The 26,511-nt window shown below is 63.3% G+C and carries 23 protein-coding genes; 16 read left to right on the forward strand and 7 right to left on the reverse strand.

Annotation, left to right across the window (positions count from 1 at the left end):
• Positions 1–145: 145 nt before the first annotated feature.
• Positions 146–733 carry an MspA family porin gene (locus AB0H22_RS24355; protein ID WP_180750926.1) on the forward strand — a complete coding sequence of 196 codons (588 nt, stop codon included), beginning with the start codon at positions 146–148 and terminating at the stop codon, positions 731–733.
• Positions 730–1,140: a hypothetical protein gene (locus AB0H22_RS24360; RefSeq protein WP_358149724.1), complete on the forward strand. Its 411-nt coding sequence runs from the start codon at positions 730–732 to the stop codon at positions 1,138–1,140. Before AB0H22_RS24355 ends, AB0H22_RS24360 begins: the two co-directional genes overlap by 4 nt.
• On the opposite strand, the gene AB0H22_RS24365 is transcribed toward AB0H22_RS24360, so the two are convergent.
• Both AB0H22_RS24365 and AB0H22_RS24370 read right to left on the reverse strand, forming a co-directional pair.
• A complete protein-coding gene (locus AB0H22_RS24365; protein WP_180750925.1) occupies positions 1,137–1,526 on the reverse strand; it encodes a VOC family protein in 390 nt (129 codons plus the stop codon). The genes AB0H22_RS24360 and AB0H22_RS24365 overlap by 4 nt on opposite strands.
• Positions 1,527–1,541: 15 nt before the next feature.
• Complete coding sequence (locus tag AB0H22_RS24370; protein WP_180750924.1) at positions 1,542–2,339, reverse strand: HAD-IIA family hydrolase; 798 nt, start codon at positions 2,337–2,339, stop codon at positions 1,542–1,544.
• Between the two features lie 152 nt (positions 2,340–2,491).
• Between AB0H22_RS24370 and glp the strand changes: the two genes are divergently transcribed.
• From glp to AB0H22_RS24440, 14 genes are all read left to right on the forward strand, one after another.
• The gene (gene glp, locus AB0H22_RS24375) at positions 2,492–3,685 is read left to right on the forward strand and encodes a gephyrin-like molybdotransferase Glp (RefSeq protein ID WP_358149727.1); all 1,194 of its coding nucleotides are present in this window, start codon (positions 2,492–2,494) and stop codon (positions 3,683–3,685) included.
• 39 nt (positions 3,686–3,724) lie between these two features.
• Positions 3,725–4,456: a phosphatidylserine decarboxylase gene (locus AB0H22_RS24380; protein WP_180750922.1), complete on the forward strand. Its 732-nt coding sequence runs from the start codon at positions 3,725–3,727 to the stop codon at positions 4,454–4,456.
• An 11-nt stretch (positions 4,457–4,467) separates the two neighbouring features.
• A complete protein-coding gene (gene pssA / locus AB0H22_RS24385; protein ID WP_180750921.1) occupies positions 4,468–5,352 on the forward strand; it encodes a CDP-diacylglycerol--serine O-phosphatidyltransferase in 885 nt (294 codons plus the stop codon).
• Positions 5,353–5,358: 6 nt separating this feature from the next.
• On the forward strand, positions 5,359–7,557 hold the full coding sequence (locus tag AB0H22_RS24390; RefSeq protein WP_180750920.1) for an AAA family ATPase: 2,199 nt from the start codon (positions 5,359–5,361) through the stop codon (positions 7,555–7,557).
• A 40-nt stretch (positions 7,558–7,597) separates the two neighbouring features.
• Positions 7,598–8,362 (forward strand): helix-turn-helix domain-containing protein, encoded by a 765-nt coding sequence (locus tag AB0H22_RS24395; RefSeq protein WP_358149731.1) that lies wholly within the window; start codon positions 7,598–7,600, stop codon positions 8,360–8,362.
• Between the two features lie 1,181 nt (positions 8,363–9,543).
• On the forward strand, positions 9,544–9,837 hold the full coding sequence (locus tag AB0H22_RS24400; RefSeq protein WP_358149734.1) for a hypothetical protein: 294 nt from the start codon (positions 9,544–9,546) through the stop codon (positions 9,835–9,837).
• A 453-nt stretch (positions 9,838–10,290) separates the two neighbouring features.
• Positions 10,291–13,200, forward strand: a complete 2,910-nt coding sequence (locus tag AB0H22_RS24405; protein ID WP_358149819.1) for a Na+/H+ antiporter subunit A — start codon at positions 10,291–10,293, stop codon at positions 13,198–13,200.
• Complete coding sequence (locus AB0H22_RS24410; protein WP_180750919.1) at positions 13,197–13,661, forward strand: Na(+)/H(+) antiporter subunit C; 465 nt, start codon at positions 13,197–13,199, stop codon at positions 13,659–13,661. Before AB0H22_RS24405 ends, AB0H22_RS24410 begins: the two co-directional genes overlap by 4 nt.
• A complete protein-coding gene (locus tag AB0H22_RS24415; protein ID WP_358149737.1) occupies positions 13,658–15,259 on the forward strand; it encodes a Na+/H+ antiporter subunit D in 1,602 nt (533 codons plus the stop codon). Before AB0H22_RS24410 ends, AB0H22_RS24415 begins: the two co-directional genes overlap by 4 nt.
• Entirely contained in the window at positions 15,256–15,834 is a 579-nt protein-coding gene (locus AB0H22_RS24420; protein WP_358149739.1) for a Na+/H+ antiporter subunit E, read from the forward strand. The genes AB0H22_RS24415 and AB0H22_RS24420 overlap by 4 nt, the downstream gene beginning before the upstream one ends.
• A complete protein-coding gene (locus tag AB0H22_RS24425; protein WP_180750916.1) occupies positions 15,831–16,121 on the forward strand; it encodes a monovalent cation/H+ antiporter complex subunit F in 291 nt (96 codons plus the stop codon). Before AB0H22_RS24420 ends, AB0H22_RS24425 begins: the two co-directional genes overlap by 4 nt.
• Positions 16,118–16,444 carry a monovalent cation/H(+) antiporter subunit G gene (mnhG, locus tag AB0H22_RS24430; RefSeq protein WP_180750915.1) on the forward strand — a complete coding sequence of 109 codons (327 nt, stop codon included), beginning with the start codon at positions 16,118–16,120 and terminating at the stop codon, positions 16,442–16,444. The genes AB0H22_RS24425 and mnhG overlap by 4 nt, the downstream gene beginning before the upstream one ends.
• 687 nt (positions 16,445–17,131) lie before the next feature.
• A complete protein-coding gene (locus tag AB0H22_RS24435; RefSeq protein WP_358149741.1) occupies positions 17,132–17,416 on the forward strand; it encodes a hypothetical protein in 285 nt (94 codons plus the stop codon).
• 30 nt (positions 17,417–17,446) lie between these two features.
• Positions 17,447–18,772, forward strand: a complete 1,326-nt coding sequence (locus AB0H22_RS24440) for a hypothetical protein (RefSeq protein ID WP_358149744.1) — start codon at positions 17,447–17,449, stop codon at positions 18,770–18,772.
• A gap of 7 nt (positions 18,773–18,779) precedes the next feature.
• Here the strand turns inward: AB0H22_RS24440 and AB0H22_RS24445 are convergent, their stop codons facing one another.
• From AB0H22_RS24445 to AB0H22_RS24465, 5 genes are read right to left on the reverse strand one after another with little or no spacing between them, the layout of a single operon-like run.
• Positions 18,780–19,109, reverse strand: a complete 330-nt coding sequence (locus AB0H22_RS24445; protein ID WP_358149746.1) for a YbaB/EbfC family nucleoid-associated protein — start codon at positions 19,107–19,109, stop codon at positions 18,780–18,782.
• A gap of 37 nt (positions 19,110–19,146) precedes the next feature.
• Positions 19,147–19,452, reverse strand: a complete 306-nt coding sequence (locus AB0H22_RS24450; protein WP_358149749.1) for a hypothetical protein — start codon at positions 19,450–19,452, stop codon at positions 19,147–19,149.
• A 17-nt stretch (positions 19,453–19,469) separates the two neighbouring features.
• The gene (locus tag AB0H22_RS24455) at positions 19,470–21,392 is read right to left on the reverse strand and encodes an AAA family ATPase (RefSeq protein WP_358149751.1); all 1,923 of its coding nucleotides are present in this window, start codon (positions 21,390–21,392) and stop codon (positions 19,470–19,472) included.
• Between the two features lie 6 nt (positions 21,393–21,398).
• Entirely contained in the window at positions 21,399–23,213 is a 1,815-nt protein-coding gene (gene eccA / locus AB0H22_RS24460) for a type VII secretion AAA-ATPase EccA (RefSeq protein ID WP_358149753.1), read from the reverse strand.
• Between the two features lie 23 nt (positions 23,214–23,236).
• The gene (locus tag AB0H22_RS24465; RefSeq protein WP_358149755.1) at positions 23,237–26,431 is read right to left on the reverse strand and encodes an AAA family ATPase; all 3,195 of its coding nucleotides are present in this window, start codon (positions 26,429–26,431) and stop codon (positions 23,237–23,239) included.
• Positions 26,432–26,511 lie beyond the last annotated feature (80 nt).

Below are 26,511 nucleotides of genomic sequence, written 5' to 3' on the forward strand. Positions count from 1 at the left end.
TCTCCCGGTGTTCGGTACCAGGTATCCCACAGCCGGGGTCAATACGCTCGGCGCCGGATAACCGAGTTTGGCCATCTACTCCATATAAGGCGGGTTCGTGCGCAGAATTATTTCTGTTGTCACTCTTGTCATTTCACTTTTCTGTGTGGGCATCGCGGTAGCGGGGGCCGATCCGCTGCCGGTGGCCGACGTGACCCAGTCCGCAGTTACCGACGATGGCTGGCATCTGAGCGCATCACTGACACGGATGACAATCAACTCGGTGCCGAACATGGCCGCGACGGCATTCACTCGCGAGGGTTTTGTCACCGGTAAGTCAGCCGCCGGCATCGATGGCAACGGAGCTATCCCGGTCAACTCGGGCACCCTCGTCATGGGCTTGCAGCTGGGCTGTCAGATCGACCTCAGCGAGGGCGGCAGCGTCGACGTCGGCGCCGACGCGGGAATCAATCCCGGCTTCTCGGGCGGCACCAATCTACTGGGGATGATCGGCCCCTACGCGGAAGTGAACGGGAGCATTTCGATCAACCTACTTCCGGGAACGATCAAGAACATCGTGCTGGGCAAGAAGGCACTCAAGGGCCGCACCGGCGAGATCGTGGTGCATGACGCGCACGTCAAAGTGGACGCCTGCGGCGGGCCAGTCTCCGTCCGGTTCTTCACGACGGCGATGATCGACACCGACAAGTCCGATGACAGCGTCAACGTCTACGGGGACATTCTCTCGCTGTGAGCAGCCCCGCGAAATCTCGTCTGGTCATCCGCATTACTTGCGCCGCGGCCCTGTCTCTGTGTCTGGCCCTGCCACCGATCCCCGCCGCACGTGCCGATAACTGCAGCCCAGGGGATTTCGGCGCTTCGGCGGGATGCGCTCCCCCGGCGGCGGCAGGCGGCGATAAGGCCGAAAGTTGGCCCCCGACAAGCGTGGATTGGCCGCCCGATGCGGATTCGGACGCCGACTCCGAAAATTCCAGTCAACGCGGCACCGCGCGGGCACCGATCGTGATACCCGATGGTGCAGCATCGGTCACCCCCGCGCACTCGACCGAAGAATCGACGACGCCACCGGCGCCAATCGTCCCGGCGGGTTCTGTTCCGACAAAGTCCGCGCCGACCGTGATCGTTACACCGGGCTCCTAGGCAGGCGCTGCCCCGTGGAACACCGCCTCGACGTTGTTCCCATCGGGGTCGCGCACAAACGCCCCGTAATAGCCGGGGTGATATTCGGGCCACAGCCGGGGCGCATGGAGCACCTCGGCGCCCTCACCGGTCGCCGTCGCGAAGAACTCGTCAACCTTCTCGATACTCGCAGCCGAAAAGGCAACGTGGATCTCACGATTGGGACCCGTCGATGCCTGTCCATCAGGGTCGCCGCCGATCCAGAAGTCGGGTTTTCCTGCCGTTCCGTACCCGATAGCGACACCGAAATCCATTTGGCGGGTGTACCCGAGAACCTCGAGCACCTTGTCGTAGAACGCGGCTGCTGCCGGTAGGTCCGCACAGTTGATACCAAAGTGATCGATCATGTCGCCGATTCTGGTCTACAGGTCCGACAACAAGTGCGGTAAATCCGCGACAGAGTCGATGACGTACGCCGGTTGCATCGTGTACTGGTCGGCCGCCCACCTGTCGAGAGTGTCCTGACGGAACTTCCCGGTGCGCACCAGCACGCCGGTCATTCCCACCACCTGCGCAGCCAACACGTCGACAATCAAATCGTCACCCACCATCACGACTTGATCCGGGTCGCAGCCCATCCGCTCGGCCGCCAGCTGAAATCCCGCCGGAGCCGGCTTGCCGACGGCGACGGCCTTACGTCCCGACACCTGCTCCATCCCCGCCAGGTACACACCGGTATCGACTCGCAATCCCTCGCGGGTGCTCCATACCGCGTTGCGATGCATCGCGACCACCGGAATCCCCTGAGCCATGAGGTCGTACACCCGGCTCAGCGCGACGTGGTCGAACTGCTGGCCGGCGCCACCCAGAATGATCACATCGGGGTCATCGGAGAGGGATTCGACGAAGTCGACCCCCGGCATATCCGCGGTGATATCCCCATCGTTCAACAGATAGCACCGTGCACCCGGATGCTGGGCGATCACATGGTCCGCGGTCAGCATGGCTGCGGTGATCACCTCGTCGGCGGGTACAGCCAGCCCGGCGGCGGTGAGCAGTTCCGCGATCTGCACCCGGGTCCGCGAGGTGGTGTTGGTCAAGAAACAACGACGAACATCTTCGTCGTGAAGTGCGTTGAGGGCCTCGGCCGCGCCGTCGATCGGCTCCCACGAGGTCACCAAGACCCCGTCGATATCGAAGAGCACTCCACCGACGGTCATGGCGCCATTTTGCTGCCACGCCGTGGACACCGCACGTCGAGGGCCTACCCGGTACACGGTATGCGGCTAAACCCCTGCGTGCGGTACGCCCTCGGCGGCGTAGCAGGTTGTCGCTCGAATGCGGGCAACTCTGCGATGGATAGAGTTAGCCGATGCGTTCCGTCGCAGAACACCAGCAGGTTGTCGCCGGATTGATCTCCGCTCCGGTACCCGTACGGGTACCGGTCGGGGCCGCCGAACGGCTGGTACTGGCCGCCGATGTCATCGCGCCACTGAATCTGCCGGTGTTCGACAACTCGGCGATGGACGGTTATGCGGTTTACCGCGACGACCTCGTGGGGGCTTCGCCCGCTCACCCGATAACGCTGCCGGTCACCGAGGACATCCCCGCCGGGCGCACCGACGAGCTGACATTGACCCCGTGCACCGCACACCGGATCATGACGGGCGCACCGGTTCCGTCAGGTGCCACCGCGGTGGTGCCCGTCGAGGTCACCGACGGAGGCACCGTCACCGTCACCATTACCGAGGAACCCCGTGCCGGGCAACACATCCGGTGCGCCGGTGAGGATGTGCGTGCCGGTGACACCGTGTTGACCACCGGCACCCGCCTCAACGCACCGGCATTGGGACTTGCCGCGGCGCTCGGCCTGGAAGAACTCACCGTGCATCCCCGTCTGCGGGTGGTCATCGCTTCCACCGGCAGCGAGCTGGTATCCCCCGGCACCGACCTCAAGCCGGGACAGATCTACGAATCCAATGCGGTCATGCTGGCCGCGGCCGTCCAGGAGGCCGGAGCCGATGCCGTCGTGGCACCGACAGTCGCCGATGACGTCGACCAATTCCTGTCCGTGCTGGATGAATTCGGTGCGCAGGCCGACCTGGTGATCACCACCGGCGGGGTGAGCGCCGGAGCGTATGAGGTGGTCAAGGACGCGCTCACCAACGCGGGGGTCCAGTTCCTCTCGGTGGCCATGCAACCCGGTAAGCCGCAAGGAGCGGGTCGCGTCAACGGCGTCCCAGTACTCACCCTGCCCGGGAATCCCGTCAGCGCACTGGTGTCGTTCGAGGTGTTCATTCGTGAACCGCTGCGCGCTGCCATGGGATTGGCCCCGGCGAGGGAGCGCCATGAGGCGGTCCTCACCGATCCTATCTCCGCCCCCGCCGGTAAGCGGCAATTCCGGCGGGGATGCTGGGACGCGCAGAAAGGCACCGTGACGGCCGTGGGCCCTCCCGCGTCGCACCATCTGCGCTGGCTGGCGGCATCGAACTGCCTGCTGGACATACCCGAGGACGTCACCGAGCTGGCCGCGGGAACGACGGTCAGCGTCTGGAACCTGACCTAGCGGGCCACCGCGCTCCGCTGCAATCACTAGGATGGTCCAGTGGCAAGACGTCCCCGCCCCGTAGGTTCAGAGCCCGATTCCGGGATCCCGCATATCGTCGAACTGTTCCGCTCGACCATTCCACCGATCCATCCCGCAGGCCTTCCGTTCATCGCAGGCGGATTGGGACTGGCCGGCCTTGGGTTCAAGAACCGCTGGATTCGCGGTACCGGGCTGGCACTCGCCGGCGCGTGTGCCGGTTTCTTCCGGCATCCGGCGCGCATCCCACCCAATCGCGCCGATGTGGTGGTCGCCGCCGCCGATGGCCAGATCTGCCTCGTCGACCGTGCGGTGCCGCCGCCGGAGCTCGGGCTGCCCGCCGAACCGCTCCCCCGCATCAGCATTTTCCTCTCGGTATTCGACGTTCACGTTCAGCGTGTTCCGGTGGCCGGCGCAGCGACCGCAGTCATCCACCGCAGCGGACAGTTCTTGTCCGCGGATCGCGCCGAGGCGAGCGTCGCCAACGAACGCAATAGCGTGCAGATCCGCACCCGTACCGGGCACGATGTGGTGGTGGTTCAGATCGCCGGGCTCATCGCGCGTCGCATCATCTGCCACGCGAGGGTGGGTGACCAGCTGTCGATCGGCGATACCTACGGATTGATCCGATTCGGTTCTCGGGTCGACACCTACCTGCCCGAGGGGTCGAAAATTCTTGTCCAGCAAGGACAACGGGCCGTCGGCGCCGAGACGGTGCTGGCCGAGCTACCCTCCTCGCCGGACATCGCGTAAGCGGCTCGTCCATGAACCAAGCCGCCTCGAAGCGTCCCGTCCACATCCGGATCCTGCCGAGTGTCATGACGGTGCTGGCGATCTGCGGTGGCCTGTCCTCGATCAAGTTCGCGTTCGACGGAAAGCCGTATATCTCGCTGACCTTGATCGCCGCAGCCGCGATCCTCGACGGTCTCGACGGCAGGATCGCCCGGCTCCTGGACGCGACGTCTCGGATGGGCGCCGAGATCGACTCGCTCGCCGACGCGGTGAATTTCGGTGTCGCTCCCGCCGTGGTGCTGTACATCTCGATGCTGTCGGATACCCCTACGGCGTGGGTCTTTTCGCTTCTCTACGCGGTGTGCATCGTGCTGCGGCTGGCGCGCTTCAACACGCTGCTGGACGACGATTCCCAGCCCGCGTTCACCAAGGAGTATTTCGTCGGGGTGCCCTCCCCGGCAGGGGCGTTGATGGTGCTGGCACCATTGGCCGCCTATCTGCAGTTCGGCGACGGATGGTGGTCGTCGGTATGGGCGATATGCGGATGGATGGTGGTCGTATCCATGCTCATCGTCAGCCAGATCCCCACCGCAGCCATGAAATCCGTCTCGGTGCCACCCCGCATGGTGGTGTTGCTGCTCGCTCTGGTGACGGTGGCCGCCGCCTTACTGCTGCAGTACCCATATGTGCTGCTACTGGTCCTGATCGTCGTCTACCTGGCGCATATCCCGTTCGCCTGGCGCGGTCAGCGCTGGGTGGCCGCACGGCCCGAGTCCTGGGATGCCAAGCCCAAGGAACGCCGGGATCTTCGTCGCGACCAGCGTCGGGACCAGCGACGCTCATTCCGACGGGGCTCGCTGCCCAAAAGGCGAACCGCGGCACGTCTTGGCCTGCGACGGCCCGGCAGGCCACGCTAGGGCGCCATGAGCTCCTCTCCCAATGCTCTTCGCGCAAGCGGCTCATCGCTCACCCTCACTGTCCGTCTCAACACATCGGCCGTCGACTCGCGGCGCGGTGTTGTCCGGTTGCATCCGGAAGCAATTGCCGCCCTAGGGATCCGAGAATGGGATGCGATATCACTGACCGGATCGCGGACGACCACGGCGGTGGTGGGTATCGCCCCTCGCTCGGTTCCCGCCGGCACCGCCCTGCTCGACGATGTCACGCTGTCGAATGCGGGTCTGCGTGAGGACGCGTCGGTCGTCATCGCGCCAGTAGTGGTGTATGGCGCGCGGTCGGTCACCGTGAGCGGCTCCTCCCTTGCCACCCAATCCGTTTCGTCGGCGACGCTACGGATGGCGCTGTTGGGCAAGGTCATGACCGTCGGGGATACCGTGTCACTGCTGCCGCGAGACCTCGGGCCGGGCACCTCCACCTCGGAGGCGACATCGGCACTGGCCCGATCGGTGGGCATCACCTGGACCTCCGAACTACTGACGGTGACCGCGGTCGATCCGGTCGGTCCGGTCAGCGTGCAACCCAATTCTCTTGTCAGCTGGCAGGGTTCGACACCATCCACCCAGCCTCCGACCCCGGCTGCCGAGGCGGCCCCGCCGACCGAACCCGTCGCAGCGGTATCCGTGGAGGACCTCAAGGGCTCCCAGGCGCAGGTCGCACGCCTCACCGAGTGGCTAAAACTTGCCCTCGACGAACCCGGTCTACTGAAGACACTGGGCGCCCAGCCCAATCTGGGCGTGCTGATTTCCGGGCCCGCCGGTGTCGGCAAGGCGACATTGGCGCGCGCGGTCTGCGCGTCGCGCACACTCCTCGAACTGGACGGGCCGGAAGTGGGAGCCACGACCGCGGATGGACGCCTCAATGCGATCCGCGGCGCCGTGAGTCGGGTCCGGCAGTCCGGTGGAGTTCTGCTCATCTCCGATGTCGACGCACTATTGCCTGCCACCGCCGAACCGGTGGCGACACTCATTCTCGCTGAGTTGCGCTCTGCGGTAGCCACTTCCGGCGTTGCATTCATCGCGACCACCGCCCATCCCAATGCGATCGATGTGCGGCTGCGTGCTCCCGAGCTGTGTGACCGCGAGCTGGGCCTGAGCCTGCCCGACGGCGCCACCCGCAAGGCACTGCTAGAGGTCCTGCTAGCGAAAGTGCCTTCGCAGGATTTGCAGCTCGACGAGATCGCAGCACGGACACCGGGTTTCGTGGTGGCCGATCTGGCCGCCCTGGTACGCGAGGCCGCATTGCGGGCGGCCGCACGCGCCAGCGAGCAGGCCAGCGCACCAGCGCTCAGCCAGGAAGATCTCGTCGGTGCGCTGTCCGTGATTCGTCCGCTCTCGCGGTCCAGCACCGAAGAGGTGGCCGTCGGGTCCATAACCCTCGATGACGTCGGCGACATGGTAACCACCAAACAGGCGCTGACAGAAGCTGTTCTGTGGCCTTTGCAGCATCCGGACACCTTCGAGCGGCTGGGCGTGGATCCGCCCCGCGGGGTGCTGCTGTACGGGCCGCCCGGCTGCGGGAAGACATTTGTGGTGCGGGCGCTGGCCAGCTCGGGCAGGCTTTCGGTCCATGCCGTCAAGGGTGCCGAGCTGATGGACAAATGGGTCGGCGCCTCCGAACAGGCGGTGCGCGATCTGTTCCGGCGTGCCCGGGATTCCGCGCCCTCATTGGTGTTCCTCGACGAGGTGGATGCGCTGGCCCCGCGACGCGGGCAGAGCTTCGACTCGGGAGTCACCGACAGAGTGGTGGCGGCCCTGCTCACCGAGCTGGACGGGGTGGAACCGCTGCGCGACGTGGTGGTACTCGGTGCCACCAACCGGCCCGAGCTCATCGACCCGGCACTGCTTCGTCCCGGTCGGATGGAACGCCTGGTGTTCGTCGAGCCTCCGGACGCGCAAGCCCGCAAAGACATTCTCAAGACCGCCGCCCGATCGGTGCCGCTTGACGCCGATGTGGATCTGGATGCCCTCGCCACCGAACTCGAGGGCTTCTCGGCCGCCGATTGCGCGGCGCTGTTGCGTGAGGCGGCGATGGCGGCAATGCGGCGTTCCATCGATGCCGCCGACGTGACCGTCGCCGATGTCGAAACGGCCCGGGCCACCGTGCGCCCCTCGCTGGACCCGGTGCAGGTGGCTTCGCTGCGCGCGTTTGCTGACAACCGCTGAGGCTAGAAGGAGTGCTACACGTGCCGACAGAGGAGCCAGTATGTCCCAGTCCCATTTAGCTAATCACGGGTTGAAAGCGCTCATGGATCACCAAGGGTGTGACGATGCCAGCCTCGCTAAAGCAGCGGGTGTAGATGCGACCACAGTCGACTCTTGGGTACGGGGCGAATCCATGCCCCCACCAAGCAACGCCCGACGCGCCGCGGAGGCGCTGGACTGCGACCCCCAGGACCTATGGCCCGACATCTTCCCAACAATGGAGCCTCCTAGCACAGGGACGGCCGCCGTCAGTGTCTACGCCAGGCGAGCAGACATGCCAGCTAGCGCATGGACCTCATTTTTCAACAAGGCAGCCAAAGCGATCGACATCCTCGTCTACAGCGGTACATTCCTCTTTGAGAACGTTCCGCGCTTTGCGAAGACGCTCTCGAACGCGGCCTCAGATGGTGCTCAGATCCGATTCCTTACCGGCGATCCCACTACATCCACCGCCGAACTACACGGCCTTGATGAACAGAGCGATAAAGAACTAACGGGGCGCCGACGAATGACCTTCTCCCGTGTGCGGGCACTGGCCAACATCGACGGGCTCAGCGTTCGTGTGCACAACAACCCCGCCTATACACCGCTGTTCCGCGCTGATGACACCCTCATCACCACACCACATCTTTACGGCGCTCCCGCCAGTAACAATCCAGCCATCCTTATCCGGCGTGAAGACACCCCGGACCTGTGGCACAACTACCAACAAACCTTCGAACGCGCATGGAACGATGCGCGTTCTATTACCAGTACAGACAAATAAAGCTGTTCCCCGATCATCCTCTCGTCCTTAGCGACGAGTCCATCCGAAAGTTATCGCAGGCGAGGCGATTTCCCAAACCTCGGCCGAGGTCAGACATTCAGTCGGCAGATGTTTATCGCGAAGCGTTTAGCTCCGGCTTCCATCGGACTGCCAGCGTTGCTGGCCGGGTCCCCGCGAGCCCGGACCGAACCAGCTCCCGCGCGGTCACCAACTCTTCCGGGCCGACGAGCTGACCCTCTGCACATCATCACTTGAAATGTTTACGGCAGTCACAGCGCCCATCGCTTCGGTAACCATCTTCCGCGTTTCCGCGGCATCTGATCTCGGGGTTCGGAAGCCTGCCGACCAACCTCGTGGAGACCTATTACTCGCTGTCACGGCGCTGGAGACGTTCGAGTTCGGCGCTTAGCGCTTCCTCCAGTGCGGTCGGATGGACCGCGGGCGCTCCGCTATTTTCCATCACGTCACGCATCATTTTCAGCATTGATAGTTCTGACTCGATATCAGCTGCGGTGCGGTGACCTGTCGGTGTGTGCGAGGGGTAGGCGCAGCAACCGTCGCACTCATGCACCGCTAATATTTCGCCCCCTTGGGACAGCCACAACGTGAACTGGTCTGGGTCAGGATGGGCCTGCCCGTGTTCACAGATCCGGTCCAGAATGCCGTTTGCCCGCCACCGCTGCGGCCAGTCCTGTATGTGGTGGCCACTAGGGTTGTGGATTACGCAATCTGTTCCCACGCAATCATCGAGTGGATGTCCACCAGCGAACCCGTACATGCCCCTATCGTCGCCCCTATAGCCACATATAGCAAGTATTGGGATACGTGTGGCCGGCGTAAGTGGCCACCCACCATCGGGTCCTGCACAATGACGTGGTGGATGATCCGTTTTATGGCGAGTTTGCCGGTGCACCTGATCCAAGGGCGTTCGCTAGCGCGGACCCGGCTGTAAGCCTTGCACTCTCCCGACAGCCATTAAAAGTACGGATCCTGCCCCTCGCGGAGTGCCAGAACACCTGTTGCTGGTGAGCACGGCGACGATCACGACTGCCCACCGACCATCGTCTAAGATCCTGGGCGAACACATGAGGATCGCGATCAGTGCCACTTGAGGGACCTAGAAACGTTTCGGAGCCATTGGCAAATATTCCATGCTGCCTTACCTGACGCCACTAGCTACAATGGTATCGACTCTTGCCATTGAGTTGGCGCCCGCTCAGGCTCTCTACGAGAACGAGAACATCAATGCCGACTACAGGGACGATGTTCTGGACCGTGTACGCCAGGTCGGTAACAGCTTCGCAGACACCGCACGTGAAACGTTCACCGAATTGGTCAGCCACGAACTGCCTGTCGGCGAACTGGTTGATGCCATCGAGGTGACGGTGGTTGAGCACACACGCATTACCACCGACCTGACCGTCGCGCTCCGGCACGATTTGCACCAATTCACCAACGCCATCGAGACCAGCTAACAGGACCATCGGGACGCCGACCTGTGCCCCCCTGGTCACGATCACGGCCTCAGCGGGGACCGATGCATCAACTCCACCGAGCTCAACATGAGGATGCCGAGGGACAGCGAACAAGATCTACCGCGACAGTTTTCGTCGGGCTGTGAACCGCGACGCTGAGATCCCCGAACTACCTAAGGGGTCACACATGTGGCCGCAGCTCTCCTCGGGCCACAGCATCGCGCCGCCGATCGAACTCTGCCGGGCTATAAGTGTCCCGCGCCGCGGACCCCGGCCCGGTAGTAAATCGCGCATATCGCGCTAGACGAAGACGCTTGGCACGGCAGCCAATGGGCGTGTACATCTACGTTTGCCACTTGATACGGCTCGAGACCCTCGCGGGAACATCGAACCTCCGCCCCGTAAACTAGCCACCACGACACCCCGCCCAACAACAGATAGACGGGAGTGCCTTTGCTTGCGATTCTGCTTGCGCACGCCCTGGCGGCCGCGTTGGCGCCGCTACTTGTGGCGCGCGTTGGCCGACTGGCGTTCTACCCCCTTGCCCTTGTCCCGCTGGGTTCGCTGATCTGGGTCTTGGCAAGGTGGCCGGGCAACGCTACGGACGTTCGGGTGGACCTTCCTTGGGTCCCCGAACTGGCAATGGATATCGCGCTGCGCTTCGACTCACTCGCCGCAATCATGAGTGTGCTGGTGCTCGGCATCGGGTCGCTGGTCCTGTTCTACTGTGCGAGCTACTTCCGGCATCGCGACGGGCACACCGAACCGCGGCTACCGAGCTTCGCTGCCGAGTTGGTGGCATTCTCCGGCGCGATGTTCGGCTTGGTGGTCAGCGACAATCTGCTGCTGCTCTACATCTTCTGGGAACTGACAACCGTGCTGTCCTTCCTCCTCGTGGGGCACTACGCCGAGCGGCTCGCAAGTCGTCGGGCAGCGGTGCAGGCACTGCTGGTGACAACCGCCGGTGGTCTGGCGATGCTGGTCGGGGTCATCGTGCTCGGTCATGTGGGTGGCAGCTTCTTGCTGTCCGACCTCATCACACATCCCCCGTCGGGTATGGCCGCCAACGTCGGCCTGGTGCTGGTGCTGATCGGCGCGCTGAGTAAATCCGCCATTGTGCCCCTGCACTTTTGGCTTCCCGGCGCGATGGCGGCACCTACTCCGGTCAGCGCCTACCTGCACGCTGCGGCAATGGTGAAGGCCGGTATCTATCTGTTGGCCCGCATGTCGCCGGGGTTCGCCGAGGCGACGCCGTGGCGGCCCATCGTGCTGGTATTGGGCATCGCCACGATGATCCTGGCAGGCTGGCGGGCCCTGCGTGAGTACGACCTGAAGTTGATCCTCGCCTTTGGCACGGTGAGCCAGCTCGGGTTCCTCGTTGCGCTCACCGGTACTGGCGATCCCGACATCCTGCTGGCCGGGCTGGTGATGTTGTGCGCACATGCGTTGTTCAAGGCCGCACTGTTCATGGTGGTCGGGGTCATCGACCACACGGTCGGCACCCGCGATATCCGCAAGCTGGCCTGGCTCGGAAATCGCGAACCGTCACTTCTCGTAGTCGCCATGCTCGCCGCGGCGAGCATGGCCGGAGTGCCACTGACCCTCGGGTTCGTCGGTAAGGAGCTTGCCTTCGCCACCGTCCTGCACAGCCGGGTGCTCGGTTCGGCGGCACCGTGGGTGCTGGCCGGGATCGTCATCGGTTCGATGTTCACCATCACCTACAGCATGCGATTCATGTGGGGAGCATTCGCGCGGAAGGGATTACCCGAGCCCAGCGCTCGCGTTCAGGGAAGGCATGCTCCGGCCTCGACTTTCGTGGCAGCGCCCGCGCTACTGGCAGTGGCGGGCGTCGCGGCCGGGGTGCTACCCGACTGGCTCAACTGGGTGCTCGGCAGTTACGCCAATCCTGTTGACGCACATATCGCGATCTGGGAGGGCTTCGGGGTTCCACTGTTGCTCACCGCGCTGGCCTTCGCGGTCGGTATCTTTGCGTTCTTCTCGCGGGGGCGCCTACGACGGGCACGGCTCGCCGTCAATCCGCTGGGGAATGCCGACCGCGGCTACGACGCGGCACTACGTGGCGCCGATGTGCTGTCCCAGCGACTGACCGCGCTGACCCAGCGAGGCTCAATCCCGTTCACCCAGGCCACCATTCTGGTGACCCTCGTGATGCTGCCGACGATCATGCTGGCCCTTGGCGCCCGCGACCAAGCACATCTGAAACTGTGGGATTCCCCATTGCAACCTGTGGTGGGTGTGCTGATGCTGGCGGCCGCCATCGGCGCGACGCTCATGCGTAACCGTCTCGCGGCGGTGCTGCTGGTGGGTATCACCGGGTACGGGACGGGCACGATCTTCGCCCTGCACGGTGCGCCCGACCTGGCGCTGACCCAGTTTCTCGTCGAGACCCTGACCTTAGTGATCTTTGTGTTGGTGCTGCGCGCCCTGCCCGCCGAATCGAATATCGAGCAGGCCAACAGGTTCCGGCTTCCTCGTGCTGTGCTCGCGATCGCCGTCGGATGCACCGTCACCACACTCGGGGTGTATGCGATGGCGGCGCGACGTGATCGGCCCATCGCCGACCTCCTCCCCGAGGCGGCATATCTGCGCGGGCACGGAGCCAATACGGTAAACGTCTTGTTGGTGGATATCCGCGCCTGGGACACCCTCGGCGAAATCTCGGTGCTGCTGGTCGCCGCCACGGGTGTGGCCTCGTTAATGTTCCGGCACCGGCGTTTTGGCAGAGCTCCGCGCGTCTCGGATGAGCCGCTTGCGCGAAGATCATGGGTATCGGATGAGCCGCTTGCGCGAAGACCATGGGACACGGCCGGTCAGCCCGATATCGTAGTAGCTTCCAGTATCTGGCTGCGCGGCACCGAGTTACGCGATCCCAAGCACCGGTCGTTGGTTCTCGAAGTGGCGACGCGGCTGATTTTCCCCCTCGTCATGGCGCTGTCGATCTACTTTTTCTTCGCCGGGCACAACGTTCCGGGCGGCGGGTTCGCGGGCGGCCTGACTGCCGGTCTGGCGCTGGTGCTGCGCTATCTCGCAGGCGGGCGCTACGAGCTGGGTGAGACCCTGCCCTTCGACGCCGGAAAGATCCTCGGTCTCGGACTGGCCTTCTCCGGCGGCACCGCACTGATGTCGTTGCTGCTAGGGGCACCCGTGCTGTCTTCGGCCACAATCCAATTCGACATGTTCGGATTCGGGCACGTCAAGATCGTGACGGCATTGTTCTTCGATCTGGGTGTGTACCTGGTGGTGGTCGGCCTGGTACTCGACGTGCTGCGCAGCCTTGGCGCGCGCCTGGATGTCGAGCTCGAGGAGTCTCCACGTCCCCGGGGAGGGGTGCGTGGAGCATGACAAATCTCGGACTGCTCATCATCATCGGCGCTCTCACCGCGTGTGGCGTGTACCTAATGCTGGAACGCAACCTGACACGTATGGTGTTGGGCCTGCTCCTCGTCGGTAACGCCGTGAACCTGCTAATCCTCACGGTAGGCGGCCCGTCGGGTAACCCACCGATCATGGGGCGGCAGTCGGCCGGTCGCGATACCGACGCAGATCCGTTGGCACAGGGCATGATCCTCACCGCAATCGTCATCACCATGGGTGTTGCCGCTTTCGCCCTCGCACTGATCTATCGGATGTTCACCCTGGAAGCCGATGATGTCGTGGACGATGACGCTGAAGACGCGCGCGTCGCCCAGGAGCCTCTCGAACCGGTCACCGACGACCGGGACGAACGCACGGAGCCATCCGAATCTCCCGATGAAGACTCCCCCGCCGAGCTCGATGCACTACCGGCGGGGGAAAAGTCATGAGTGCCATTGCCGTTCTCACACCACTGCCGGTGCTCGTGCCGACGGCGGCGGCCGCCTTGACCCTCATCGCGGGGCGTCGTCCCCGGCTACAACTGCTGATCACCGTGACGGCGTTGACCGCTGTCCTCGGTGTCTGCTTCGCACTGCTGTACCTGGCGGATCGCGACGGCACCTTCGCGCTGGCCGTCGGTGGCTGGGGGCCGACCCCGGAGCGGCTGGGACCTCTCGGGATAACCCTTGTGGTAGATCGCCTTTCGGCGTTGATGCTGGTGGTGTCGGCCATCGTGCTGCTGGCGGTGGTGCTGTACGCGGCAGCTCAGGGTATCCGTGACGGTGACGACCGGCAGCCGGTGTCGATCTTCCTGCCCACCTATCTGGCGCTGTCGGCGGGTGTGTGCAACGCCTTCTTGGCAGGCGACTTGTTCAACCTGTACGTCGGCTTCGAGGTGCTGCTGTCCGCGAGTTTTGTCCTACTCACCATCGGGGCCAGTGCCGACCGGGTGCGTGCGGGCATCTCGTACGTGATGGTCTCGATGATGTCCTCGGTGGTTTTCCTGCTGGGCATCGCCTTTGTCTACGCGGCGACCGGAACGCTGAACATGGCCGAAATCGCCCTCCGCGCAGACGGTATCCCGTCGGGCACCCGGATGGCGATCTTCGCGGTACTGCTCATAGGTTTCGCCATCAAGGCGGCCATCTTCCCCCTGTCGACCTGGCTGCCCGACTCCTACCCCACCGCCCCCGCGCCCGTGACCGCCGTGTTCGCGGGCTTGCTCACCAAGGTGGGCGTGTACGCCATCATTCGCGCGCATTCCCTGTTGTTCCCCGGCGGTGGCCTGAATACGGTGCTGCTGGTGGCGGCACTGCTCACCATGATCGTCGGAATCCTGGGCGCCATCGCGCAAAGCGATATCAAGCGGCTGCTGTCCTTCACCCTGGTCAGCCATATCGGGTACATGGTTTTCGGTATCGCGTTGTCCAACGAGCTGGGCATGTCGGGCGCCATTTATTACGTGGCACACCACATCATCGTGCAGACGACGTTGTTCCTGGTTGTCGGCCTCATCGAGCGCCAGGCCGGCTCATCGTCATTGAATCGTCTGGGTGGCCTTGCCGCTGCTAGCCCGCTGCTGGCCTTCGCGTTCGTGGTGCCCGCGCTGAACCTCGCCGGCATCCCGCCGTTCTCGGGGTTTATCGGCAAGGTCGCACTGCTGGAGGCAGGGTCGCTGCAGGGCTCGGTGCTGGCCTGGATACTCGTGGCCGGGGGCACAGTGACGAGTCTGCTGACCCTGTACGCGGTGGCGCGGGTATGGACCAAGGCATTCTGGCGGCCGCGTATCGATGCGCCGGAGGGTGATCTGGCCGCGGCGACACCGTCGGCACTTCTCGACGATGCCGTAGAGGTGGCCTTTGTCGATCGTGAAGATGTGGGCCGGATGCCGGTCGGCATGCTGGCGCCCACATTGGGTTTGATCGCGGTCGGGGTGGCCCTAACGGTCTTCGCGGGGCCCATCATCGGGATAAGCGACCGCGCCGCCGCCGAGGTCCGTGACCGTGCGGTCTACATCAACGCAGTGCTCGGGGGTGGCGCACGGTGAAAGATCTGGTGATGCACGGCCCGCGGGAGCTCGCGCTGCGGGCCTGGATCGTGGTGTGGCTCGTACTGGTCTGGACAATGCTGTGGGGCAATTTCTCGGTCGCCAATACCATCACCGGGCTGCTGGTGGCTCTGGTCATCACGGTCCTGATGCCGATGCCACGCCTCCCGGTCGAGGGACGTCTCCACGTGGTGTCCATGATCCGGCTGGCGTTTACAGTCGCCTGGTACATGGTGCTGTCCAGCCTGCAGGTGGCCTGGCTGGCGATCAGGCCCGGCCCACCACCGTTGAGTGCCGTGCTGCGAGCACAGATTTCGGTGAAGTCCGATCTGGTGATGGCACTTCTGCTCAACACACTGACGATCATTCCGGGTTCGGTGGTCCTGGAAATAGACCAGGAGCGCCGACTGGCATATGTGCACGTCTTGGATGTCGGCTCGCCGAAGGCCGTGGCCAGCTTCTACGCTCAATTGAGGCAATTGGAGCGACTTTTCATCGCCGCCTTCGAGCGGGAGAGCGACTGGCACCCGGAAAACGACATCGTCGACGGGTCCGCGGCGAGGGAGGGACTATGAACCTCGTGTGGCATATCGCGGCGGTGCTACTCATCGCCGCGGCCACCGTCACGATGTACCGGCTACTCGCCGGGCCCAACACGCTGGACCGACTGGTCGCTGTCGACACTCTGGTGGCCGTCACCATGTGCGCACTGGCCGCGTGGGCGGCCTACAGCCTGGATTCCACTGTGCTGTACGGGATTGTCGCGCTGTCCCTGATCAGTTTCCTCGGCTCGGTGAGCGTGACCCGATACCGCGTGCCGGATACCGCGATCGACCCGCGAGATGAAAGGCGCCGCCCATGAACGCATTCCTCGACGGCATCTCCGGCGCGTTGGTGTTGTTGGGTTCTGTGCTGGCATTGACCGCCGCGATCGGCGTGGTGCGATTCCCCGACACATTGGCGCGCATGCATGCCGCCTCCAAGCCCCAGGTGTTGGGGCTGCTCCTGGTGCTGGCCGGCGCCGCGCTGCGGCTTCGTGGGCATGCCGATGTCAGCATGATCGTGCTCGCCGGACTGTTCACCATCATCACCGCCCCGGTGGTCGCACACCGGGTGGCGCGGTTGGCATATCGCGAGCGCAGCGTCCGCGATGATCTGATGACTACCGACGAACTGGAACGTTAAGGGAACCTGGGCAATTACCTGCGCGTGTTCCGACGATTCCCAAAAGGGGCCGCAGACACGTTGGCCGTCGGCTCTCCGCGGGCCGGCCATGCCTTCGTCTGGTGCTCCGCAGCGAAACCGCTCGGCAATCCGCTATTCGACTGCCCGAGTGCCGCAGACGGCGCGCTGGTCGACGGCTCATCTGGATAAGCGGGAGGCAGGGGATCAGGCATGGGATCTGGAACGTAGTACGACTCGTGTTCCACGCTGGCGACCACCGGAATTGGAACGGTTGCCGCTGTGTCTTCGAATTCATAACCGCCTGCCAAAGGGAGGTGCGGAGCCCGCCTACGGACACGACTTGACCTGCGACGAAACACAGAAACCTCCCGATATCTCATCTGAAGTATTCCACCTCGTCCTCGCGTAAAGAGACGCTGACACGTGAGCTCAGCAGCTAGGGCAATCACGGCAACCCGGCTCTGCCAAGCATCAGCCAAGACTCAAGTTGTCTGGTCGACTACTCAAAGTTCGATTGACATGGCCAAATAATCGCCCGCTGCCGAACCAGGCGATTTGCCATAAGTTTCCCCAGAGTTCGGATGCACTTCCTGAGCTACTCAACCGAGCCACCAGACTGGGGGTGCATTCACGCGTGACCCCTGATAGCCTTGAGCAAAGACTTGACCGTCAGGAAAGGGAGGGACTATGGGGGACATGAAGGTAGTACCCGTCGGCTTGGAAGCGTTCGCGGGCGTCCAGGAGGGCGCAGCGACAGCAATTACCACTGCGGGCTCGGTGAATGCAACCGGAATGATGAGTGCTGCGGCGGCAGCCGTAGGGCCGATCGGTGCCATCTACCTGGCCGCATACGGCCCTGCGCAGGCGGTCAACCTCGCCGGAACCCTACTGCTCGGAGCGGTGCACGCAGGTACCGGAGTCGGCACCGTGGTGTCCAAGGCGTCCTATGCCGCTGTCGACTCCGAGCTGTAACTGGCAATTGCGCGTCAGTACCTAAATCCCATGGCCGATGTAAATCCATCGTCACCGTCGGATTCCTCCTCGGCAGGTCCCTCACTCCAGGTAGCCCAACAAGTGCCGGGATACGACCCGACCCCACATATCAATGCACAGGAGCAGGGTCTTGCGGACTACCTCAATATTCCTGTCCATGAGGTTCTGACGCAGCTAGGCATCCAGCCACCGCCCCCTGGCACTCCACTCCTTCCGCCGACCCCGGGCGTGCACGCTGCCGGAGCCGCAGGAAGTCCGTTCAATCCGGGGTCGATGATCAAGCCCGTGACCGATGCGCTCGGCACTCTGGGTACTGGGAAGTTCGACGAGGGGTCCGATCCTCCGAAGATGTACGACGGGATATCCAAGACCTTCGAAACCACTGGTCAAGCGGTGCAACAAGCCACCAGCATGCTCGGTGGCATCTGGCAGGGTCTCGCGGGAATTGCGACGATGGCCAAGTCGTTGGAGGCTGTGCTCAACGGTGTCGAGGTAGCTCTACAGTCCAGCGGAATCGGCGGCAGCCTCACCTCGTCTGCTACGGACGTGACGCAAGCGGAAACTCGACTTATGGAAATCCTGCACGAGTGGGAAGCCAAAATGGCGGCGCTGTCGCCTGGGCTTCCCTGGACCGCACCAGGGATTGCCGAGGCATGTACCCAGGCTGTTGAAATGGCCGTTCAGTGCATGACCGAACTACAAAGTTCGCTGGGTGCCGAATCCGGGATCGTTTCCGCGATCGGTGCTCCGCTATCGCTCACGTCAATACCGCAAGCCGGTTCACAGGCCCTCTCCCCTGTCGTTCAGATGGCGAGCAGCACGGCGTCTCAGCTCTCATCGCTCCTTGGCAACTCGTCGTCTGGGGGTGCCGGGCGCTCCGCCGGTGCCTCTCACGGCATGGCAGCCAGACCAGTGACAAAGGGGGCCCTCACTGGATCTTCAGGCCGGGCAGCTGGTCTGACCCCGAACAGTAATCTGTCCAATTCTGTGAACAACGGTGGAGGACTACTCAGGGGAGGACTCGCCGCACCGCCCGGGTCGAACTCGGGAGCGCCTCGTGCCGCTGCGGCGCCCCCTCCCGCCAGTGCCGCACCCGCCAAAGCACCCACAGGTGGCGGCATGGTGGGCCGCGCGGAAAATGCCCGAATCGCCAAAGGCGGAAGTGCCGGAGTCGGATCCAAAGCCGGTGCGGGTAGTGACGATCATGAAACCGCCTCGTTCCTGCAGACCGCACTTCAGGGCACTGAGGTAGTTGGCGACCAGGGAACTGCTAGTCCGGCGGTTCTCGGAGACGAAGTGGCTCAGGACGAGCCGGGAACAAGCTCGCCGAAGTAGTTTCTCGCTACCCGCCCGGCCGTCCGGGTGTGAACATCGTGCCGTCCCATCGCCGTAGGGGTTCTTGCTGTAACACGGCTAACCGCTGGGAAAACTCCGCGTTGACGAACTGCTGGCGCTGTAGAACCAGTTGCGCTGCCGCAGAGGCTGTTTCCAGGACGCGCTGAGCAAGGAGATCAGGTCCGAGGCGCTGGCCCTGGCTCGTTATCTTCAGGCCCGTCATGGCACCGTGCGCATCAACCGTGACCTTGACCGATTGGTCCTGACTACTGACCTCCACAGACGTCGACTGGCTTTCGTCGTTCATCGCATGAAGAAGGTCGCGCTGCTTTCGCATTCGCGCGACCACGGAGTCTGCGAGGCTTCTCGTTGGCTCAGTCATCCGCGAACTGGGCTTCCTCAGCATCGGACAACTGCTGTTCGGTCGCTAATCGCAGGCTTCGACATACCGCTGCCGCATAGGGCGATCCCTCGAATTGCTTACGTCGTGCGACCTGTTGGCGCATCGCAGAAAGTTGACACAGTTCAAGGATGGTCTGTGCGAGAAGCTCTGGAGCCCTGGACATTTCGCTTGCGTCGAGCTTGAGCCTGATCGGTAGACCTCGCTCGTTGGCGAGAACGACGACGCTGTCGTTGCGCGACGACGCAATGAAGTGTGCGGGCACTTGGGGCAATGCCATCTAAGTTCTCAATTCGATCAGTTCCACCTGCGATGCGGGTCGCGCCCTCCGTATTGGAACCCGTCGGCCACTGCGGCCGCCAGTTCCGTGAATGCCATTCGAGTCTTTCTACTGATCAGATCCAACGAGATCTCCGAGCCTTCCGACAGATGGTTGTCGAACGGAACGATATGCACGGCGCGGGCCCGGGTGAGGAAATGTCGACTCAACTGTTCCAGGTCGACCGAAGACGCACCCGGACGCGACGAGCTAATCACCACCACGGACTGCCGCACTAAATGCGAATAACCATGGTGGTCAAGCCAATCCAGCGTCGCCAGGGCGCTGCGGGCTCCATCGATGGCCGGCGATGTGACCAGCACGATGGCGTTGGCTTCGTCCAGCACTCCGGCCATCGCCGAGTGCATCAGTCCAGTGCCGCAGTCGGTCAGAATGATGTTGTAGAAGCGCTGTAGAATGCGCATGACCGCGCGATAGTCGGCCTCCGAAAACAGCTCGGATGCCGCCGGATCACGTTCGGATGCAAGTATTTCAAGCCTGCTCGCGCTTTGCGAGGTATGCCGCCGTACGTCGGAGTAGCGATGAATATCGTTGTCCATGAGTAGATCTCGAACGGTAGAGCGTGTCTCGTCCGGGCCACGCTGGGCCAGGGTGCCGAAGTCCGGATTCGCATCTACAGCGATCACCCTGTCACCGCGCAATGATGCGAAGGTGGCACCAATCGAGAACGTCGTAGTCGTCTTACCGACGCCACCCTTCAGTGACAGAACAGCAATCCGGTAGTCGCCGCGCACCGGAGCATTGATGCGCTCGATAAGTGCGGAACGGGTTGTCTCCTCTGACGATTCACCGGGGTTGATAGCGCCGCCGGACAACCGGTGAACAACCTTGCGCCATCCCGATTTTGGTAGCGGCTTGGCAGACCGGATCAACCCGAGCTGATCAACCGAAGGACCCTGCGAGCGGTGGTGTGGCGACTGCTGGTAGCCGATCGTTTCCGGCTGCGCTGTTGTGAAAGGGGTAGCAACGGGGATATGGGGCGCATGCCCCTGCGGCTGCGGGGCTGTCGCGGGAGCGTTCCAGTCTGCACGCGGGAATGCTGGCGGCGGCACGCTTACCGAGGGCGGCGGGGGTACCGCATGTCGGGTCGGTAGCAGCTGCGGCGTCGGGACAAACGGCGCCGGGGCGGCCCCGGGTGATGTAGGCGCCACCTTCACCGGCGGCGGTGTGCTTACGAGATGAGGTGCGACCTCCGTTGGCGGTATCGACATATCGAGCGGTTGACTCGACGCTTGCGGTCCGGCGATCGGTGCCTCCGGCGTCAACTCATTGACCTCGGGCCGGGTGAACCCCTTATCTCGCTGCGGCGCCGATACCACTTGAGGCCCTGAAACCTGTTGGTCAACGTTGACCTGGCTCGGCGGAGGTATGTAGTAATTATTTTGCGGCACAACAGGATTTGCCGGCGGCTGGTACTGCGGAGGCGGAGGCGGCTGCTGATACTGCATCGGCGGCGACTGCTGATACTGCACAGGACCAGGCGACTGCTGCGGAGGCGGCCCCGGCTGCTGATACTGCATCGGCGGCGACTGCTGGTACTGCACAGGACCAGGCGACTGCTGCGGAGGCGGCCCCGGCTGCTGATACTGCGGCATTCCGTATGCGCTGAGCGGATCAGGCTCCCACGTAGGCGTCAGCGGGCGCTGATGCTCGCGTTGACGACGACTGAGCTTGGGCGCCTTGGGCAACGGGGGCGGCGGCGTTGGCTTGAGCGTCGGGAAGTAGTCGGCGCTCGGGGGTACAAAGTTCTGGGCCTGCTGCTTGGCGGCACGACGGCGCGGCACACCCCCCGAGTCCTGGCCCAACCCGTCGGGAATGGGCTCGCGCCACGGGCCACTCGTCGGCGGGCCATCGCTCTGATTGCTGGGCTGTTCAGCCATGGCGGATCACTTGGCCAGCATCCCAAGCACATTGGCGAGTGCCGCACGCATGTCGGCCGCTTCGATACGCATCAATGCACTCTCGTCAAGATCTTCTAAACCTGCCCCGTGTTCTTCACTGAGCCTGAATTCCCGCTCCTCCTCTGCAGACTCGATGACATTTCGAACGAAGCGGCCGTTGCCGGCGAGGTCGATGTTCCGGCGGGCATGCCCGGCCTGGTCGACCGACTCACCTTCGTACAGAGTTGTACATGCTGCTACCAGCTCGTTGTACGCCTCTTCGGCAAGATCCGAATCACGCGCCTTCGCGATCACCCGCCCGATGTCACCCAACTCCGCCGACGTATACGACGCGAACCTGATCCGCTTGGTGAAACGGGATGCCAAACCATCATTGGAGGCCAGGAAACGATCGATCTCACCGTCGTATCCGGCGATGATCACCACAAGGCGGTCGCGATCGTTCTCCATGCGTGCCAGCAGAGTGTCAACAGCCTCGCGGCCGAATGCGTCTCCACCCGACAAGCCGGTCTGAATAAGCGCGTAGGCTTCGTCAATGAACAGCACTCCATCCATAGCGCTATCGATCAGCGCATCTGCCTTGATGGCGGTACTGCCCAGGTGCTGTCCAACAAAGTCCTGCCGCTTAGCCTCCACCACCGTCGGCGTCTTGAGAAGACCTAAACCACAATAAGTTTGGGCGACAACTCGGGCGATGCTGGTCTTACCGGTTCCCGGAGGGCCAGTGAAGGCCAGGTGCAGGCTACGTGAGGCCGCGTTGAGCCCCTTGTCCCCGCGTATCTTGGCAAGCTTGGCCGCCGAACGTAGCTTGGCGACCTGAGTCTTGACCTCTGCCATGCCAATCTGGCGATCCAGTTCCTCCTGCGCGGCCCGCAGGTATTGGTTGTTGCGCTCTTCCAGGCCCTCGGCATCGATCTGGTCACCGGTACGCGCGGTACTGGGATCCCATTTGTCGGTACGCGAGTCGATGATCTCTTGAGTTGTGATGATCAGCCGGTACTTCGGGTCACGCAGTGCAGCCGCATTGGCCTCGAACCCCGGCTCCTCGCTGTAGAGCCGCTCGAAGATGACCCGTGCCTCGTCCTCCTTACCCATCTCTCGCAGGGTCAGTCCCTTGCAGAATTCGGCGGCCCGCTTGGCGGCAGGAATCGGCCCTTCGGCCGCCTGGTCAAGGCGCCGAATCCCCTCACCGAACAGTCCCATCTGCGCGCAGGCCGAACCGACCATCAAGTGCGCACCTGCAGCGATGTATGAATCAGTAAAAGAGGCTGAATTAGCAAGTGCGGTAAGGACATCCGGCCAACGCTGCGTCGTGAAATGTAGAACACCTCGTATATAGGCACAGATCTCCTGCGCGTCCTTGTTGCCGTCAGCCATCCGCGCCCGGCGCTTGTCCAGCTCATCGAGCACATGTTCGGCCTCGCCGAAATCCTTACCCCCGATCAGACTTGCCGCATACGCCAGCCATACCTCGGTGAATGTCGCCAAGGTGTAGTTGATGTACAAGCCAGTTTCGAAAAGCCCCGCCAAGGCACGAGGCTGCAACCCCAACCTGCGTTGTTCGCGGAACATCGATGATTCGCTGGTGCGGTAAAGGTTGAAGTACACCTCGGGGCTGGTATCCCCGGCCGCCGCACGACCAAGCCACGCGTCACACATCTCGGCGTCGTATTCGGTCGCGCGTTGGAAGGCAAGCTTGGCGTACTCGACATCGCGATCGGTCTCTAGCCCATCGATCGGCATGCCAAGCGAGAGCACCCCCGCGTCGAACACCCGCTGAGCGTCCCTGCTGTCAACCATGATGTTTCCCTGCCTCTTTCGTATTACATTTGCTGTTCGCGCGTACGCAGTCGAGGAAAGTTCTCCGCGATCGCCCCGGCCAAGCCTAGATATGCCTCATTGGTAGCTAGGCCCAACAGGTTGAAGTCGACATCAGCGCCCTCAGCGAGGTGCGGATCGAACGGCACCAAGTGGATGGACCTACAACGCGCCTCGAAATGCTCATACACCTTGTCGAGTTTGATACCGGCCGTCCCGGGTCGCGAAGCGCTAAGCACCACGTGAGCCTCTCGAACCAGGCCCGAATGTCCGTGCTGCATCAACCAATCCAGCGTCGCCGAGGCACTTCGTGCCGCGTCCATGGCCGGCGAGCTGACTAACACGATGGTGTGCGCGAGGTCCAGTACGCCGGTCATGGCCGAGTGCATAATGCCTGTCCCGCAGTCGGTCAGGATGATGTTGTAGTACCGCTGCAAGATCTCGATCGTATGGCGGTAGTCCACCTCTCCGTACGCCTCAGATACTGCCGGATCCTGCTCACTGGCAAGCACTTCCAAACGGCTCGTGGCCATTCTTGTGTGGTTTCGGACGTCCGCATAGCTGTTGATGTGGTCGTCGTTGAGCAGGTCGCGCACCGTGGAATGGGTCGACTGGTTGCGAACGCGCTCGGCTAAAGTGCCACGGTCAGGGTTGGCATCGACGGCGATGATGCGGTCGGTGCGAACCGTAGCGAAGGCCGACCCGAGACCTAACGTTGTGGTGGTTTTTCCCACTCCGCCTTTGATTGACAGAACTGCAATCCGATAGTCACCCAGGATCGGCTGCCGGATACGCGCGAGCAAGTCTTCGTGATCCCGGTCCTTGCGAGAGTCGCCGGGGTTGACGTGTCCAGCACTAGCGCGGTGGACTGCACGGCGCCATCCCGACCGCGGGGCATGCAGACCACGGTTAATGATCGCGGCTTCGTCGAGCGAGGGCGGCATCCTATATGCCTGTGGCGCTTGATAGTTCGCAGGCGGCACATTGAACTGAGGTGGCGGCACGTGGCCGGGCGGCAGTGGCGGCACCTCCTGGCGCATCGGATACCCAGGCTGCGGCGGCTGTTGTTGCGGCATCGGCGCCGGGACCCAACCGAGCGGCGGCATCTGGTTGACCTGTTGAGGGGGCGGACCCGCTGGCTGCCCATGCCCCCAAGGCATCTCATGACCGGGCACCTGCAATGCGGCGGGATGCTGCCCGGCATACGGATTCGGCGCCTGGGGAGGAGCAGCCATTGGGGGCGGCTGAGGCCCCTGCTGCTGCGGCGGCCATTGCTGCGGTTGTTCCGGCCCCTGCGTCCAGCCGGGAGGTGGCACTACCGCCGCAGACTGCTGCGGCGGTACGTAGTAGGCGGGACCCGGAGGGGGTTCGACTGCCGGTGCCTGCTGCACCGCGTTTGGGATCTGCCAAGGCGGCGTCGCCAACCTGCGGCCAACCGGCCGCGGCGGCCGAGCCTCTTCGCCTGGTTCCTTCACCCCTTCAGGTGGCGAAGGCTCCTGCGGTCCAACAGACTCAGGCGTTACAGCGGGCGACTCCGCTTCTGTCGGCACATGGGCCTGTTGGGGCTCGGGTCCCACAGTCTGCTCAGGTTGTACATGCGCTACCAGGACCGATTCGTCGGGCAGCTCCGACACCGCTTCGGCGATAGCTTCCGGCTCCCGCGCCTCACCGACCGAAACGTCAGGCTCTGGTTGCGCCACAGCAACGGGCTCCACCTCTACCGGCTGCGGCTGCCAATCGTGCTCCACCGCCGAAACTTCCACCACCGACTCAGGCGCCACCGCAATAGGCTCCGGTTCCGGTTCAGACACCGCCGCAACGGGCTCCACCTCTACCGGCTGCGGCTCCCGCTCCGGTTCCACCGCCGAAACTTCCACTACCGACTCAGGCGCAAGTTCCACTTCGGCGTTCGGCTCGGACTCTGGAACGAACGGCGCTGGGGCCGTCATCACCGGCGCGAAGTCTTCCGAATTCTGCTCAGCAGCAACCCGTTCCGACTCGGCATCAGGCTCACTGATCGCGGCCATATCCCTGTTGAGCTCTGCTCGTTTGGCTTCGATCCGTTGAAGCAATGCCGCCGCACGAGCGTCGATATCGTCGGCTTCGCTGCTCCGAGGAATCTCAACTGGCGGCAACTGCGCGAGGGCTGGCTCAGGTTCCGGTTCCGGTTCCGGTTCAACAGAATCGGCGATGCCATCGTCCGGTTCGCCAATTTCCACTTCATCGCATGCCGCATGCCGCGACTGTGGTGGCTCATGTACATCCGGTACGACAACAGCCGCCGACTTCTCCGCACGAACAAACGAAACCGGCTCAGGCACAGCCGGTTCCGGATCGACCATAGAGACCAGTTGCTCAGGGGGGATAAACTTCCTCAGCTGACTTTCGTCCACCCCAGAGTCCAGCGCAAGCGCATTCTGCCGAACCTCTTCCGGGATGCTCTCGTCGAGCCCCATCTGCCGTAGCTTGGCCTCAAGTTCGCTGAACCGAGAGAACGGGTCCGATCCGATCGACTCATCTGGAGCCTCTAAAGCCTGCGCGGCCGGCGCAACGAACTCGCTGGACCTCACCGGTTCCGGATCAGGTGCCTCCGGCTGCGATATTGACCCAACGACAGGCGTAACTGACTCAAGGGCGACAGCTTCGGTTGTCGCCGTCTCCGGTGACAAGTCGTCCAGCTCCCTCAGGGATTCGGACTCGGGTCCGGAGACGCCCGGCAATACTTCTGGCGTCGACACCGGCTGACTGTCCCTGGCTGGCGGTGTGTCAATCGGTTCAGAAAGCGGAGCGGGTGTCGGTAGTGCCAGCGGAACCGACTGCGTGACGATTTTTGGTGGCGCTGAATCTGATTCGGGCCCTAGGCTTTCCGGTTCCGGCTCCGCCCGCGCAGATTCAACCGGCTCGATCTCGGCGGATTCAGAACGCGCCGGAACGAAGTAGTTCGCCGCTCCGAGCTTGTTTGCCGAGGCGTCGACCGTCTGCTCCTCGACCGAACGTTTTGGTGCCAAGCCGTTGCTCTTGTCGGCCTTCAACGATGATGCCGCTGGCGCCGGTGTTGCCGCTGTTTTCTCGCGGCTTACCGGGGTGGCTTCGTGCTCCGATTCGGATTTGCGGCGCCGCCTGAACAACCCCTTGCGATGATCATCCTCTTCGGGCAGCCACGGAGGACGGACTGGAGCAACACGGTCCTGCTTGGGCAACGTCCCCCTCCCCTTCCTCAATCGCCATACGGTCGTAGAGTTTGATGGTACTCAGTAGTTAGCACACAGGTATCCAGACC

This window comes from Mycobacterium sp. NPDC050853, from assembly GCF_040653875.1.
Taxonomy (GTDB): Bacteria; Actinomycetota; Actinomycetes; order Mycobacteriales; family Mycobacteriaceae; genus Mycobacterium.

What these genes read in the sequence shown, in the direction of transcription:
- AB0H22_RS24435 (WP_358149741.1), top strand. Translation starts at nt 17,132, where the DNA reads ATGGGGGACATGAAGGTAGTACCCGTCGGCTTGGAAGCGTTCGCGGGC.
- eccA (WP_358149753.1), bottom strand. Translation starts at nt 23,213, where the DNA reads ATGGTTGACAGCAGGGACGCTCAGCGGGTGTTCGACGCGGGGGTGCTC.
- glp (WP_358149727.1), top strand. Translation starts at nt 2,492, where the DNA reads ATGCGTTCCGTCGCAGAACACCAGCAGGTTGTCGCCGGATTGATCTCC.
- AB0H22_RS24370 (WP_180750924.1), bottom strand. Translation starts at nt 2,339, where the DNA reads ATGACCGTCGGTGGAGTGCTCTTCGATATCGACGGGGTCTTGGTGACC.
- mnhG (WP_180750915.1), top strand. Translation starts at nt 16,118, where the DNA reads ATGAACGCATTCCTCGACGGCATCTCCGGCGCGTTGGTGTTGTTGGGT.
- AB0H22_RS24410 (WP_180750919.1), top strand. Translation starts at nt 13,197, where the DNA reads ATGACAAATCTCGGACTGCTCATCATCATCGGCGCTCTCACCGCGTGT.
- AB0H22_RS24365 (WP_180750925.1), bottom strand. Translation starts at nt 1,526, where the DNA reads ATGATCGATCACTTTGGTATCAACTGTGCGGACCTACCGGCAGCAGCC.
- AB0H22_RS24395 (WP_358149731.1), top strand. Translation starts at nt 7,598, where the DNA reads ATGTCCCAGTCCCATTTAGCTAATCACGGGTTGAAAGCGCTCATGGAT.
- AB0H22_RS24400 (WP_358149734.1), top strand. Translation starts at nt 9,544, where the DNA reads ATGGTATCGACTCTTGCCATTGAGTTGGCGCCCGCTCAGGCTCTCTAC.
- AB0H22_RS24425 (WP_180750916.1), top strand. Translation starts at nt 15,831, where the DNA reads ATGAACCTCGTGTGGCATATCGCGGCGGTGCTACTCATCGCCGCGGCC.
- AB0H22_RS24445 (WP_358149746.1), bottom strand. Translation starts at nt 19,109, where the DNA reads ATGCGAAAGCAGCGCGACCTTCTTCATGCGATGAACGACGAAAGCCAG.
- AB0H22_RS24415 (WP_358149737.1), top strand. Translation starts at nt 13,658, where the DNA reads ATGAGTGCCATTGCCGTTCTCACACCACTGCCGGTGCTCGTGCCGACG.
- pssA (WP_180750921.1), top strand. Translation starts at nt 4,468, where the DNA reads ATGAACCAAGCCGCCTCGAAGCGTCCCGTCCACATCCGGATCCTGCCG.
- AB0H22_RS24450 (WP_358149749.1), bottom strand. Translation starts at nt 19,452, where the DNA reads ATGGCATTGCCCCAAGTGCCCGCACACTTCATTGCGTCGTCGCGCAAC.
- AB0H22_RS24455 (WP_358149751.1), bottom strand. Translation starts at nt 21,392, where the DNA reads ATGGCTGAACAGCCCAGCAATCAGAGCGATGGCCCGCCGACGAGTGGC.
- AB0H22_RS24390 (WP_180750920.1), top strand. Translation starts at nt 5,359, where the DNA reads ATGAGCTCCTCTCCCAATGCTCTTCGCGCAAGCGGCTCATCGCTCACC.
- AB0H22_RS24440 (WP_358149744.1), top strand. Translation starts at nt 17,447, where the DNA reads ATGGCCGATGTAAATCCATCGTCACCGTCGGATTCCTCCTCGGCAGGT.